General features: G+C 67.3%; 18 protein-coding genes. All 18 read left to right on the forward strand.

The genetic code is table 11. The annotated features are described in order from the left end of the window. Positions 1-19 precede the first annotated feature (19 nt). Positions 20-418, forward strand: a complete 399-nt coding sequence (gene rpsH / locus B3I25_RS11460; protein WP_035959672.1) for a 30S ribosomal protein S8 — start codon at positions 20-22, stop codon at positions 416-418. A 31-nt stretch (positions 419-449) separates the two neighbouring features. Further along, entirely contained in the window at positions 450-986 is a 537-nt protein-coding gene (gene rplF, locus B3I25_RS11465) for a 50S ribosomal protein L6 (protein WP_064845209.1), read from the forward strand. Between the two features lie 2 nt (positions 987-988). Continuing rightward, complete coding sequence (gene rplR / locus B3I25_RS11470) at positions 989-1,360, forward strand: 50S ribosomal protein L18 (protein WP_035959658.1); 372 nt, start codon at positions 989-991, stop codon at positions 1,358-1,360. Next, on the forward strand, positions 1,357-2,085 hold the full coding sequence (gene rpsE, locus B3I25_RS11475; RefSeq protein ID WP_064845208.1) for a 30S ribosomal protein S5: 729 nt from the start codon (positions 1,357-1,359) through the stop codon (positions 2,083-2,085). The genes rplR and rpsE overlap by 4 nt, the downstream gene beginning before the upstream one ends. Further along, positions 2,085-2,291 (forward strand): 50S ribosomal protein L30, encoded by a 207-nt coding sequence (rpmD, locus tag B3I25_RS11480; protein WP_035959642.1) that lies wholly within the window; start codon positions 2,085-2,087, stop codon positions 2,289-2,291. The genes rpsE and rpmD overlap by 1 nt, the downstream gene beginning before the upstream one ends. A gap of 2 nt (positions 2,292-2,293) precedes the next feature. Continuing rightward, positions 2,294-2,761 (forward strand): 50S ribosomal protein L15, encoded by a 468-nt coding sequence (gene rplO, locus B3I25_RS11485; RefSeq protein ID WP_064845207.1) that lies wholly within the window; start codon positions 2,294-2,296, stop codon positions 2,759-2,761. A 230-nt stretch (positions 2,762-2,991) separates the two neighbouring features. Beyond that, positions 2,992-4,305 carry a preprotein translocase subunit SecY gene (gene secY, locus B3I25_RS11490; protein WP_064847281.1) on the forward strand — a complete coding sequence of 438 codons (1,314 nt, stop codon included), beginning with the start codon at positions 2,992-2,994 and terminating at the stop codon, positions 4,303-4,305. Between the two features lie 78 nt (positions 4,306-4,383). After that, positions 4,384-4,950, forward strand: coding sequence for an adenylate kinase (locus B3I25_RS11495; RefSeq protein WP_064847280.1), 567 nt, complete (start codon positions 4,384-4,386; stop codon positions 4,948-4,950). Between the two features lie 153 nt (positions 4,951-5,103). After that, the gene (map, locus tag B3I25_RS11500; RefSeq protein WP_082943453.1) at positions 5,104-5,937 is read left to right on the forward strand and encodes a type I methionyl aminopeptidase; all 834 of its coding nucleotides are present in this window, start codon (positions 5,104-5,106) and stop codon (positions 5,935-5,937) included. Positions 5,938-6,036: 99 nt separating this feature from the next. After that, positions 6,037-7,185 (forward strand): 23S rRNA (adenine(2503)-C(2))-methyltransferase RlmN, encoded by a 1,149-nt coding sequence (rlmN, locus tag B3I25_RS11505; RefSeq protein ID WP_064847279.1) that lies wholly within the window; start codon positions 6,037-6,039, stop codon positions 7,183-7,185. Positions 7,186-7,567: 382 nt separating this feature from the next. Beyond that, positions 7,568-7,789, forward strand: a complete 222-nt coding sequence (gene infA, locus B3I25_RS11510) for a translation initiation factor IF-1 (RefSeq protein WP_012397711.1) — start codon at positions 7,568-7,570, stop codon at positions 7,787-7,789. A gap of 88 nt (positions 7,790-7,877) precedes the next feature. Then, positions 7,878-7,991 carry a 50S ribosomal protein L36 gene (rpmJ, locus tag B3I25_RS11515; protein ID WP_012397712.1) on the forward strand — a complete coding sequence of 38 codons (114 nt, stop codon included), beginning with the start codon at positions 7,878-7,880 and terminating at the stop codon, positions 7,989-7,991. Positions 7,992-8,148: 157 nt separating this feature from the next. Beyond that, on the forward strand, positions 8,149-8,517 hold the full coding sequence (rpsM, locus tag B3I25_RS11520) for a 30S ribosomal protein S13 (RefSeq protein WP_035959599.1): 369 nt from the start codon (positions 8,149-8,151) through the stop codon (positions 8,515-8,517). A gap of 59 nt (positions 8,518-8,576) precedes the next feature. Next, positions 8,577-8,981 carry a 30S ribosomal protein S11 gene (rpsK, locus tag B3I25_RS11525; protein WP_012397714.1) on the forward strand — a complete coding sequence of 135 codons (405 nt, stop codon included), beginning with the start codon at positions 8,577-8,579 and terminating at the stop codon, positions 8,979-8,981. A 149-nt stretch (positions 8,982-9,130) separates the two neighbouring features. Next, positions 9,131-10,150, forward strand: a complete 1,020-nt coding sequence (locus tag B3I25_RS11530; protein ID WP_064847278.1) for a DNA-directed RNA polymerase subunit alpha — start codon at positions 9,131-9,133, stop codon at positions 10,148-10,150. 71 nt (positions 10,151-10,221) lie between these two features. Beyond that, a complete protein-coding gene (gene rplQ / locus B3I25_RS11535) occupies positions 10,222-10,986 on the forward strand; it encodes a 50S ribosomal protein L17 (protein WP_064847277.1) in 765 nt (254 codons plus the stop codon). 83 nt (positions 10,987-11,069) lie between these two features. Next, entirely contained in the window at positions 11,070-12,050 is a 981-nt protein-coding gene (locus tag B3I25_RS11540) for a tRNA pseudouridine synthase A (protein ID WP_064847347.1), read from the forward strand. 237 nt (positions 12,051-12,287) lie between these two features. Continuing rightward, positions 12,288-12,731: a 50S ribosomal protein L13 gene (gene rplM / locus B3I25_RS11545; RefSeq protein WP_035959569.1), complete on the forward strand. Its 444-nt coding sequence runs from the start codon at positions 12,288-12,290 to the stop codon at positions 12,729-12,731. Positions 12,732-12,734: the final 3 nt, after the last annotated feature.

Consider the following 12,734-nt stretch of genomic DNA (forward strand, 5'->3'; position numbering starts at 1 on the left):
AGGAAGGGCTGAAGCCCACATGACAATGACAGATCCCGTCGCAGACATGCTGACGCGGCTGCGCAACGCGAACTCGGCCTACCACGACACCGTGAGCATGCCGTACTCCAAGCTCAAGGCTCGGATCGCGGACATCCTCAAGGCCGAGGGCTACATCGCCGACTGGTCCGAAGAACCTGCCCGGGTGGGCAAGACCCTGACCCTGTCGCTGAAGTTCGGTTCCAACCGTGAGCGCTCGATCGCCGGTGTCCGCCGCATCTCCAAGCCGGGCCTGCGCGTGTACGCGAAGTCCACCGAGCTGCCCCGCGTGTTCGGCGGCCTCGGCATCGCGATCCTCTCCACGTCCTCCGGACTGCTGACCGACAAGCAGGCCGGCAAGAAGGGCGTGGGCGGGGAAGTCCTCGCGTACGTCTGGTAACCGGTAGCACAGAAGAAGAAAGGAAGAAGACATGTCACGTATTGGACGTCTCCCGATCTCTGTGCCCGCCGGTGTGGAGGTCTCCGTGGACGGTTCCGTGGTGCAGGTCAAGGGCCCCAAGGGCGAACTGACCCACACCGTGCCCGCGCCCATCACCGTGGTCGTCGAGGACGGCACCGTGCAGGTGTCCCGCCCCAACGACGAGCGCGAATCCCGTTCCTTGCACGGCCTCACGCGCACCCTGATCTCCAACATGATCCAGGGTGTCTCGCAGGGCTACGCCAAGCAGCTGGAGATCGTGGGCACGGGTTACCGTGTCCAGGCCAGGGGTGCCAACCTGGAGTTCGCTCTGGGTTACAGCCACCCGGTGCCCTTCAACGCTCCGGACGGCATCACGCTGTCCGTCGAGGGCGCCAACAAGGTCACCGTTTCCGGTATCGACAAGCAGCAGGTTGGCCAGGTCGCCGCGAAGATCCGCTCCCTGCGTCTGCCCGATCCCTACAAGGGCAAGGGCGTGCGCTACGCCGGCGAGCAGATCCGCCGCAAGGCCGGAAAGGCTGGTAAGTAATCATGGCTCTCGTAATCAAGGGAAAGTCGAAGGCTGCTCAGCGGGCACGGCGTCACCGCCGCGTGCGCAAGCACATCGCCGGAACCGCGCTGCGCCCCCGTCTGGTGGTCACGCGTTCCACCCGCCACATGGTCGCCCAGGTGATCGACGACGACAAGGGTTTCACCCTGGTCTCGGCGTCCACCATGGAAAGCGATCTGCGTGCGTCGTCCGACGACAAGACCGCCAAGGCCAAGCGCATCGGTGAGCTGATCGCCGAGCGTGCCAAGGCTGCGGGGATCGAGACCGTCGTGTTCGACCGCGGCGGCAACAAGTACCACGGCCGCGTGGCCGCGGTGGCCGAGGGTGCCCGTGAAGGAGGTCTGGCGCTGTGAGCGAGCAGAAGAACGAGAAGGAAACTCAGGTGAGCGAAGCCACCAACGGTTCCAACACGACGACCGAGGCGAACACCTCGGAGCGCCAGGGGACCGACGAGAACCGCGGTGGCCGCGGCGGTCGTAACGACCGTGGCGGTCGCAACGAGCGCGGTGGCCGCAACGACCGTGGTGGTCGTGGGGGCCGCGGCGGGCGCGACGACGACAAGGACAAGTTCCTCGAGCGCGTCGTGACCATCAACCGTGTGTCCAAGGTCGTCAAGGGTGGTCGTCGCTTCAGCTTCACCGCTCTCGTGGTCGTCGGTGACGGCAACGGCATGGTCGGCGTGGGCTACGGCAAGGCCAAGGAAGTTCCCGCCGCGATCTCCAAGGGCGTGGAGGAGGCCAAGAAGAACTTCTTCCGGGTCCCCCGCGTGGAGAACCGCACCATCCCGCACCGTGTGCAGGGTGAGGCCGCGGCTGGCGTCGTCATGCTGCGCCCGGCGACCCCGGGTACCGGTGTGATCGCCGGTGGTCCGGTGCGTGCGGTGCTCGAGTGCGCCGGTATCCACGACGTGCTGTCCAAGTCCCTGGGCTCGTCCAACCAGATCAACATCGTGCACGCGACCATCCAGGCGCTGCGTGAGCTCGAGGAGCCCGCCTCCGTGGCGGCCCGCCGTGGCCTGCCCATGGACGAGGTCGTTCCCGCGCCGTTGCTGCGTGACATCCAGAAGGCAGGTGCCTGATGAACGGAAAGCGCATTCAGGCCACCGGCGCGTCCCTGCGCGTGAAGCAGGTCCGCTCCGTGGTCGGTCAGAAGCAGAACATGCGCGACACGCTGCGTTCGCTCGGTCTCAAGCGTCCGGGCCAGGTCGTGGAGCGCAAGGCCGATGCCGCCACCGTGGGCATGATCAACACGGTGTCGCATCTCGTAGAGGTTGAGGAGGCCTGAGCATGGCTGAAAACACCGAGAGCAAGCGCCACGCTCTGAAGGTCCACCACCTGCGTCCCGCCCCCGGCTCGCACCAGGCCAAGACGCGTCTTGGCCGTGGCGAGGCCTCGAAGGGTAAGACCGCGGGCCGTGGTACCAAGGGCACCAAGGCGCGTTACCAGGTCAAGGCCGGTTTCGCGGGCGGTCAGCTGCCGCTGCACATGCGCCTGCCCAAGCTGCGCGGGTTCAAGAACCCGTTCCGCGTGGAGTACCAGGTCGTGAACTTGGACCGCCTGGGCGAGCTGTTCCCCGAGGGTGGCACGGTCACCGTCGCGGACCTGGTCGCCAAGGGTGCGGTGCGCAAGAACCAGCCCGTGAAGGTGCTCGGTAGCGGGGAGATCTCCGTGGCACTGAACATCACCGCGGACAAGTTCTCCGCGTCCGCGTCGGAGAAGATCGCCGCGGCTGGTGGGTCCACGCAGAACGCATGAACCGATCCCAGTGTTCGGTTGTAGGGTGAATCCCTGAACTGGAACGGGCCCCGTGCCGGATTGCCGGCGCGGGGCCCGTTGCGTTACCCCCACGACGACGCCCGGACCGCGTCGCCGGAATCGCTTTACCAGGATGTCGCAAGACCGACCGCCGGGGTCGCGGCGGATCCTTCGCTAGACTTGCCCGGGGTCGGAACCCACCGGGCCACCACGTTTTTGGAGGAGGACCTGTGCTCAGTGCTTTCGCACGGGCGTTTACCACGCCGGAGCTGCGCAACAAGCTGCTGTTCACACTGGGGATCATTGTGATCTACCGGTTGGGGACGTTCATCCCCGCACCGGGTGTGGACTACGGCAACGTGCAGCAGTGTCTCGCCCTGGGCAACACCACGGGTGGCGCGTACGACCTGGTCAACCTGTTCAGCGGTGGGGCCCTGTTGCAGCTGTCCATCTTCGCGCTGGGCGTGATGCCCTACATCACCGCGAGCATCATCGTGCAGTTGCTGCGCGTGGTGATCCCGCGGTTCCAGGAACTGCACGAGGAGGGTGCGCAGGGGCAGACCAAGCTCACGCAGTACACCCGCTACCTCACGATCGGGCTGGCCGCGTTGAACGCGACCACCGTGATCTCCCTGGCGCGTTCGGGCAACCTGCTCGGCAACTGCCCCCTGCCCGTCATTCCGGACGACTCCCTCTTGGTGCTCGTGATCATGATCCTCACGATGACCGCGGGCACCACCGTGATCATGTGGCTCGGTGAGCGCATCACGGACCGCGGCGTGGGTAACGGCATGTCCCTGCTGATCTTCACCTCCATTGCGGCCACGTTCCCGTCCGCGCTCGGTGACATCCTGCGCACCCGCGGTTGGGGCCTGTTCCTGGGCGTGTGTGCCGTGGGACTGGTGGTCATCACATGCGTGGTGTTCGTGGAGCAGTCGCAGCGCCGGATCCCGGTGCAGTACGCCAAGCGCATGGTGGGCCGCCGCACGATCGGCGGGACCAGCACCTACATCCCGCTCAAGGTCAACATGGCCGGCGTGATCCCCATCATCTTCGCGTCCTCCATGCTCATGCTGCCCACGATGATCGCGCAGTTCGCGATGCCCGACGACGGCAGCCCCGTTCCGGGGTGGGTCAACTGGGTCAACACGTACCTGGCTCGCGGTGACCACCCGATCTATATGACGGTCTACTTCCTGCTGATCGTGGCCTTCACGTACTTCTACGTGTCCATCACGTTCAACCCCGAAGAGGTCTCCGACAACATGAAGCGCTACGGCGGCTTCATCCCGGGGATCCGCGCGGGCCGTCCCACCGAGAACTACCTGCGTTACGTGCTCTCCCGGATTACGCTGCCCGGTGCGCTGTACCTGGGCATCGTGTCCATGATCCCGCTCGTGGCGCTCGTGCTCTTCGACGCGAACCAGAACTTCCCCTTCGGCGGCCCGTCGCTGCTGATCATGGTGGGCGTGGGTCTGGACACCGTCAAGCAGATCGACGCCCAGTTGCAACAGCGCCACTACGAGGGTCTGCTGCGCACCTGAGCCCGTGCACGGCCACGGCAGGCTGGTCCACCGCCCGGTAGAGTGGGGGAGAACCTGACGTTGACGCAAGGAGAGAACATGACCCGCATGTTGATCATTGGACCGCCGGGCGCGGGCAAGGGCACCCAGGCCGCGCGGATCTGCGAGCGACTAGGCGTTCCCGCGATCTCGACCGGTGACATCTTTCGCGCCAACATCAAGGAACAGACCGAACTCGGCAAGGAAGCCCAGCGCTACACGGACGCCGGGAACCTGGTCCCGGATTCCGTGACCAACAACATGGTGCGTGACCGGTTGTCGCACGACGACGTCCGCGACGGCTTCCTGCTGGACGGGTACCCGCGCACCGTGGCCCAGGTCCGTGAACTGGACCGGATCCTCGAGGCCAACGGGGTCTCCCTGGACGTGGTGCTGCTGCTTACCGCGGACAACGAGGAACTCGTCTCCCGGTTGTTGGGCCGCGCCCAGGACCAGGGCCGCACGGACGACACCGAGGACGTCATCCGGCACCGTCTGGACGTCTACGACGAGCAGACCGCACCGGTCGTGGAGCTGTACGAGGACCGGGGCATCGTCACGCGCGTGGACGGACTCGGCGGCATCGACGAGGTCACCGAGCGCATCCTGGCGGCATTGCCCGCCTGAGCCGCAATCCACACGAACGGCGCCGCTCGGCCGCGGCCGGGGGCGCGCCGTCGAACACCAGAACCATCACGAGCCCCCAGACCGGCGCGAAGAGTCGGTCTGGGGGCTCGCCCGTCAGACGAACATCAACCATCAGGGGAGGTCCCGAGCACCGTGTTCGGACGCCGCAAGATCCAATTGAAGTCGGACGCCGAGTTGGCGGCCATGTCCCGGGCGGGCGTGGTCACGTCACTCGCGCTCGACGCCGCGGTCGCGGCCGCCGTCCCCGGGGCCACCACCGCGGACCTCGACCGTGCATTCCGCGAGGTCCTGGACGAGTACGACGCGCAGTCCAACTTCCTGGGCTACTACGGCTACCCGGCCACGGTGTGCACCTCCGTCAACGACGAGGTCGTGCACGGAATCCCCGGGCAGCGCGTCTTGGCGGACGGTGACATCGTATCGATCGACGGCGGTGCGATCGTGGCCGGTTGGCACGGGGACTCCGCGCGCACCGTGCTCGTGGGGACGACCCACGACCCCGCCGACCAGGAACTGTCGGACGTCACGCGTGCGGCCATGTGGCGCGGCATCGCCGCGATGGCCACCGGTACCCACGTGGGGGACATCGGCCGCGCGGTCGAGGACCACGTGCGGGACACCGTGGGCGGGCGTCTCGGGATCCTCGAGGACTACGTGGGCCACGGCATCGGCACCGAGATGCACATGGCCCCGGACGTCCCCAACTACGCGGTCAGCAATCGCGGGCCCAAACTCGTCACGGGCATGGCGCTGGCCATCGAACCGATGCTCGTGCGCGGCGGGATCGAGACCCGCGTGCTCGAGGACGAATGGACGGTCGTGACCACCGACGGCTCGCGCGCGAGCCAGTGGGAGCACACCGTGTGCCGCCACAGCCAGGGCGTGTGGGTGCTCACCGCGGAGGACGGTGGCCGCTCCGAACTCGAACCCTTGGGGGTCCGCCCGGTCCCGATCCCCGCCGCCTGACGGCCTGCCGCCGCAGGTCCGATCGTCACAGCTCGTCCCGCAACGTCCACCCGACCCCTGACACCACAGAACCACCCCGAGAACAGGGAGAGGATTCCCATGACGGCACAACCCGTTGAGATCACCCCGAAACCCAAGACCGGCCAGCTCGTGTTCAAGCCCGCGCGGCGCGGCAAGCCCCCGCTGCACCTCGCGGACTTCGACATGGCCGGCCGCAAGCAGTTCCTGCAGGACGCGGGCTACCCCGCGTTCCGGGCGTCGCAGCTGTCCAAGCACTACTTCGAGCGCTTCGAGGCGGACCCCGCGGCCATGACGGATCTGCCCGCCGCCCAGCGGGACGAGCTCGCGGCCAAGGCCCTGCCGCCGCTGTTGACCACCGTGCGGCAATTGCGCGCGGACCAGGGGATGACCGTCAAGTCCGTCCACCGGTTGTTCGACGGCGCCATGGTCGAGTCGGTGCTCATGCGCTACGACAAGCGCGTGACCATGTGCATCTCGTCCCAGGCGGGGTGCGGGATGAACTGCCCGTTCTGTGCGACCGGCCAGTCCGGCCTCACACGCAACCTCTCCGCCGCCGAGATCGCCGATCAAGTGGTCCAGGGTGTGCGGGCGCTGCGCGACGGCGTGGTGGGGGACCCGGAGGACGTGCCCCAGCGGGTGTCCAACATCGTGTTCATGGGCATGGGGGAGGCCCTCGCCAACTACAAGGCCACCATGGGCGCCGTACATCGGATCATCGACCCCTCCCCGGAAGGACTCGGGATCTCTGCGCGCGGGCTCACCATGTCCACCGTGGGTCTGGTTCCCGGGATCCGCAAGTTCACCCTCGAGAAGCTGCCCATCACGCTGGCGCTGTCCCTGCACGCCCCGGACGACGAACTGCGCGACGAACTGATCCCCATCAACACTCGCTGGAAGGTGGACGAGGCGCTCGACGCCGCGCGCGACTACTACGACGCCACCGGCCGGCGCGTGTCGATCGAGTACGCGCTGATCCGTGACATCAACGACCAGGGCTGGCGGGCGGACCTGCTGGGGGAGAAGCTCAACAAGCGTGGTGCCGGGTGGGTACACGTGAACCCCATCCCGCTCAACCCCACCCCCGGCTCCAAGTGGACGGCCTCGCGCCGTGGCGTGGAGCAGAACTTCGTGGAGCGCTTGCGCGCCCACGGCATCCCCACCACGGTGCGGGACACTCGCGGCTCCGACATCGACGGCGCGTGCGGCCAATTGGCCACGGACGTCTGAACCGGCGCGGGGCCACCCGCGTCGTGAGGAGTGGGCCCAGCGAACGGGCGGCCCGGTGTCGGCCGACGGGACCAGGCTCAGGGACTAGCGGGACCACACTCACGGAAGAGCACCACACTCACGGAAGAGCACTACCGCGGTGCCGGGGGCTGACGGCGGGGCAGCGCGGCGTCGTCGTGGCGCTGCCCTCCGGTTTGCGAAGACGGGCGAAACAGCGTAGTGTCGTGCGTTGGTTGTTTGTGCTCGCAGACCGAGCCGTGCCCACCCATCCCATGACCCCCACTGCGAATCGTAGTGCGGGGTTGTTCGTCTGGGGGGACTACCGGTCCGGGCACCGCCGTCCGGTAGGACAACCGGACCCCTCGAGAAGTTAGCGGAGGATATGGCCAAGAAAGACGGAGTCATCGAGATCGAAGGCACTGTGGTCGAGGCACTGCCCAATGCGTCGTTCCGTGTTGAGCTGACCAACGGTCACAAGGTGCTCGCCCACATCTCTGGCAAGATGCGCCAGCACTACATCCGGATCCTCCCTGAGGACCGCGTCGTGGTGGAGCTCAGCCCCTATGACCTTTCCCGAGGCCGGATCGTCTACCGCTACAAGTAAGACCCAGAACCACCGTGCACGGCCGGTACCTCGGCCCGGGCGCGGTGTCTCCGGTGCACACGCCATTACGAGTACGCGAAGGAATGCGATGAAGGTCCAACCGAGCGTCAAGCAGATCTGCGACAAGTGCAAGGTGATTCGCCGTAACGGGCGGGTCATGGTGATCTGCGAGAACCCCCGGCACAAGCAGCGCCAGGGCTGACGGGAACGCCCCCACGCAAGTGGATTGACAGAACGGGCACTGCAGCTGGCACCCACAGGTGCGGCAACCCCCGGCACGGAGGCCGGAGACCGGATGTGACGAAACATCCGGGACGCAGTGTTCAAGACCTCCGGACAGTACAAGGAGAACCGCCGATATGGCTCGTCTCGCAGGCGTCGACCTCCCCCGCGAAAAGCGGCTGGAAATCGCGCTGACCTACATCTACGGCGTGGGACGCACGCGCGCTCTCGCAACCCTGGATGCCACCGGCATCTCGGGCGACGTGCGCGTCAAGGATCTCACCGACGCCCAGCTCGTGGAGCTGCGCGACTACATCGAAGGCAACTACAAGGTCGAAGGCGATCTGCGCCGCGAGGTTGCCGCCGACATTCGCCGCAAGGTCGAGATCGGCAGCTACCAGGGACTGCGTCACCGCCGTGGCCTCCCGGTCCACGGCCAGCGCACGAAGACCAACGCTCGCACCCGCAAGGGTCCCAAGCGCACGGTCGCCGGCAAGAAGAAGTAATCGTGGTCGCCACCGCCGCCGGTGGCTGATCTACGTCGAAGATCTTTGTAGGAGAATTCATGGCTCAGAAGACTCGCGCGACGGCTGCTCGCAAGCCGCGTCGCAAGGTTAACAAGAACGTGACGCAGGGCCAGGCCCACATCAAGTCCACGTTCAACAACACCATCGTTTCCATCACCGACCCCTCGGGTGCGGTCCTGTCGTGGGCCTCGGCCGGCGGCATGGGCTTCAAGGGTTCGCGGAAGTCCACCCCGTTCGCCGCGCAGCAGGCCGCCGAGGCCGCTGCCAAGGGCGCGCAGGAGCACGGCATGCGCAAGGTGGACGTGTTCGTCAAGGGCCCCGGTTCGGGCCGCGAGACCGCGATCCGCGCACTGCAGGCCACCGGGTTGGAGGTCGGGTCCATCCAGGACGTCACCCCGTCCGCGCACAACGGCTGCCGGCCCCCCAAGCGCCGCCGCGTCTGACACGTCCCGCGTGGTCGCCCGTGCCCCCTGGGTGCGGGTGACCACGCTTCGACGCGGTGTTTCACGCCTGCTCACCGCGGCACCCACCCATTTTGTTTTCCACCACCTGCGTGCGTCATATGGCGGAGGCACGCTGAAAGGAAACATCAGTGCTCATCGCACAGCGCCCCACCCTCACGGAAGAGGCTGTGGCCGAGAACCGTTCCCGGTTCGTGATCGAACCGCTGGAACCGGGTTTCGGTTACACCCTCGGTAACTCCCTGCGCCGTACGCTCCTGTCCTCCATCCCCGGGGCCTCCGTGACCAGCATCCGCATCGACGGTGTGCTGCACGAGTTCTCCACCGTGGAGGGTGTCAAAGAGGACGTCACCGAGCTCATCCTCAACATCAAGAAACTCTCCCTGTCCTCCGAGGAGGACGAGCCCGTCACCGCGTGGCTGCGCAAGCAGGGTCCGGGCGAGGTCACCGCGGCGGACATCTCCGCCCCGGCCGGTGTCGAGGTCCACAACCCCGATCTGCATATCGCGACCTTGAACTCCAAGGGCCAGCTCGAGATCGAGCTGACCATCGAGCGCGGGCGCGGTTACGTATCGGCGTCGCAGAACAAGTCGGGTGACGCGGAAGTCGGTCGGATCCCCGTGGATTCCATCTACTCCCCCGTCCTGAAGGTGACCTTCCGCGTGGAGGCCACCCGTGTGGAACAGCGCACCGACTTCGACAAGCTCATCCTGGACGTCGAGACCAAGGAAGCCATCTCCCCGCGTGACGCGGTGGCTTCGGCGGGCACCACGCTGGTCGAGCTGTTCGGCCTGGCGCGCGAGCTGAACTCGGCTGCCGAGGGCATCGAGATCGGGCCTTCGCCCACGGACGCCGCGGCTGCCGCGGACATGGCGCTGCCCATCGAGGACCTCGAGCTGTCCGTGCGTTCGTACAACTGCCTCAAGCGCGAGGGCATCCACAGCGTGGGTGAACTCGTGGGCCGCTCCGAAGCGGACCTCATGGACATCCGCAACTTCGGTGCCAAGTCCATCGATGAAGTCAAGGAGAAGCTCGGTGAGCTCGGTCTGGCCCTGAAGGATTCCCCTCCGGGTTACGACCTCGCCGCCCACGCGGCGTCGCTCGAGGACGAGGACGAGAACAACAACCCGTTCGACGTCGATCTCGACTGACGCCCACACCACTTTCCGTGCCCCGCGGCCGCTGAGCGGACCGCACGGGCCCGATCATCAGGAGACCTACTATGCCTACCCCTACCAAGGGACCCCGTCTCGGCGCCGGGCCGACCCACCAGCGCATGATCCTCTCGAACCTGTCGCAGCAGCTGTTCGAGCACAAGCGCATCACCACCACCGTGACCAAGGCCAAGCGCCTGCGTCCCGTGGCCGAGCGCCTGATCACGTTCGCCAAGCGCGGTGACCTCGCGGCCCGCCGTCGCGTCATGCGTCAGCTGACCGACAAGTCCGTGGTGCACGAGCTGTTCACCAGCATCGCGCCCGCCATGGAAGGCCGCGACGGCGGGTACACCCGCATCACCAAGATCGGCAACCGCAAGGGCGACAACGCCCCCATGGCCGTGATCGAGCTCGTCATGGAGCCCGTGGCCAAGCGGGAGACCGTGGCCGAGGCCGAGCGCGCCACGACCAAGGCCGCCGCCGAGCCCGCCGCTCCCGTGGACACCCCCGCCGGTTCTACCGCCGAGGACGTCAAGAAGAACGAGATCCCCGCCGAAGAGCAGGCTCCGGCCATTGGCTCCGAGGAGGCCGCCGAGGTCGCCGAGGAGAACCAGGACGCCGAGTTCGCCGGTTCCCATGCGCCGCTCGAGTCCGGCGAGGCCCCCGAGGGCTTCACCGTCAAGGGCAACCGCAACTCCATGAAGTACCACGTGCCCGGTTCGCGCTGGTACTCCGGCACGACCGCCGAGATCTGGTTCGACTCCCCGGCCAATGCCGAGGCAGCCGGCTTCCAGCCCGCCGGCGGTGCCGCCGCCCAGAAGATCTCCGAGTGATCGGGACTTCTGAGTAGCACGACCGTCACGACGCCGCCGCAGGTTCCTGCGGCGGCGTCGTCGTCCTCGGGAGGAACGCACAGATGACGGGGGAGACCCTCAGACTGCGGGTGGAACTGGGCTACGACGGCGCCCCGTTCAAGGGCTGGGCCCGGCAACCCGGGCTGCCGAGCGTGCAGGGCGCGCTCGAGGACGCGCTCGAGCTGATCTTCCGCGCGCCGTGCGCCACGGTCGTGGCCGGGCGCACGGACACGGGTGTGCATGCGCGTCGGCAGACCGTCCACGTGGACGTTCCCGCGCCGTTGTGGGCCCGGTTCGCGTGCTCGCGTCCCCGCGGGCCCCTGGCAAGTGATGCCGACACCGGCGATCTCAGCGCAGGCGGTCCCGCCGACGTGCAGGACGTCGCGGCCCGCGATGCCGCCGCCGCGGGGCTCACGCGCAAGCTCAACGGCGCCCTCAACCGGGTCCTGGGTAAGGACCGTGCGGCCCACGGCTGGGACCCCGCCGTGGGTGCGATCGTGGTGCGCGACGTCGCCGTGGCCCCCGAGGGCTTCGACGCCCGGTTCTCCGCGCTCTCCCGCGGCTACACGTACCGCGTGGCGGACGCCGTGACCGGCCACGACCCCCTGACGCGCACGTTCTCGTGGTGGGTCCCCTGGCACCTCGACGTGCCCGCGATGGACCGGGCCGTGCGCGAACTGCTGGGGCTGCACGACTTCCTGAGCTTCTGCAAACCCCGCGAGGGCGCCACCACGATCCGCGACCTGCAGCGCGCGGGCGTGCACCGCGACGAGAGCGGCATGATCATAATCGCCCTGCAGGCGGATGCCTTCTGCCACCACATGGTGCGCTGCATTGTGGGCGCGGTGGTCCGCGTGGGGGAGGGGCGGTACGACGCCGCGTGGCCGGGTCAGCGGCTGCGCGCCCGGGTCCGGGACGCGAACGTCCTCATGGCACCCGCGCACGGTCTCGTCCTTGATGCCGTGCGCTATCCCGACCAGTCCCAGCTCGCCGAACGCGCCCGGCTCACGCGCGCTCGGCGCCCCGCCCAACACGACGAATAGCGCCCCACGACTGGCGGGGCGGGCGGTGATCCGGTAATATGGAATGCTGTTGTGCGTGTTCTGCCCCGGTTCACGTGTACCCGCATCGGTCGCTCATGTTGCAGAGCGCAGGGCCGTGCGGTGCACCGGGTTGTGGACGCACGGATGCCGCCCGGATCTCACCCGGGCCCCGAAGCACAGCGGAACCATCGGACACGAGCATTCGTGTCATCAGCAGACAAACGAAGGCAGATCAACGTGCGTACGTACACTCCGAAGCCCGGTGACGTCCAGCGTCAGTGGCACGTCATCGACGCCACCGACGTCGTCCTGGGTCGTCTTGCCAGCCAGACCGCAACACTGCTGCGCGGGAAGCACAAGCCGACCTTCGCTCCCCACGTGGACACCGGCGATTTCGTCATCATCATCAACGCGGAAAAGGTCGCCCTCACGGGTGCCAAGCTCGAGAAGAAGCGCGCCTACCGTCACTCCGGCTACCCGGGTGGGCTCAAGTCCACCAGCTACGCCGAGTTGCTCGAGAAGAACCCCACGCGCGCCGTGGAGAAGGCCGTCAAGGGCATGCTGCCCAAGAACAAGCTGGCCGCTCAGCAACTGTCCAAGCTGAAGGTCTACGCCGGTGCGGAGCACCCGCACCAGGCTCAGCAGCCCAAGCCCTACGAATTCACCCAGGTCGCCCAGTAATTC

This window comes from Kocuria sp. UBA1838, from assembly GCF_002338785.1.
Taxonomy (GTDB): Bacteria; Actinomycetota; Actinomycetes; order Actinomycetales; family Micrococcaceae; genus Kocuria; species Kocuria marina.

Coding starts and splice junctions, on each gene's coding strand:
- rpsH (WP_035959672.1), top strand. CDS start 20: ATGACAATGACAGATCCCGTCGCAGACATGCTGACGCGGCTGCGCAAC.
- rplF (WP_064845209.1), top strand. CDS start 450: ATGTCACGTATTGGACGTCTCCCGATCTCTGTGCCCGCCGGTGTGGAG.
- rplR (WP_035959658.1), top strand. CDS start 989: ATGGCTCTCGTAATCAAGGGAAAGTCGAAGGCTGCTCAGCGGGCACGG.
- rpmD (WP_035959642.1), top strand. CDS start 2,085: ATGAACGGAAAGCGCATTCAGGCCACCGGCGCGTCCCTGCGCGTGAAG.
- rplO (WP_064845207.1), top strand. CDS start 2,294: ATGGCTGAAAACACCGAGAGCAAGCGCCACGCTCTGAAGGTCCACCAC.
- B3I25_RS11495 (WP_064847280.1), top strand. CDS start 4,384: ATGACCCGCATGTTGATCATTGGACCGCCGGGCGCGGGCAAGGGCACC.
- rlmN (WP_064847279.1), top strand. CDS start 6,037: ATGACGGCACAACCCGTTGAGATCACCCCGAAACCCAAGACCGGCCAG.
- infA (WP_012397711.1), top strand. CDS start 7,568: ATGGCCAAGAAAGACGGAGTCATCGAGATCGAAGGCACTGTGGTCGAG.
- rpmJ (WP_012397712.1), top strand. CDS start 7,878: ATGAAGGTCCAACCGAGCGTCAAGCAGATCTGCGACAAGTGCAAGGTG.
- rpsM (WP_035959599.1), top strand. CDS start 8,149: ATGGCTCGTCTCGCAGGCGTCGACCTCCCCCGCGAAAAGCGGCTGGAA.
- rpsK (WP_012397714.1), top strand. CDS start 8,577: ATGGCTCAGAAGACTCGCGCGACGGCTGCTCGCAAGCCGCGTCGCAAG.
- rplQ (WP_064847277.1), top strand. CDS start 10,222: ATGCCTACCCCTACCAAGGGACCCCGTCTCGGCGCCGGGCCGACCCAC.
- B3I25_RS11540 (WP_064847347.1), top strand. CDS start 11,070: ATGACGGGGGAGACCCTCAGACTGCGGGTGGAACTGGGCTACGACGGC.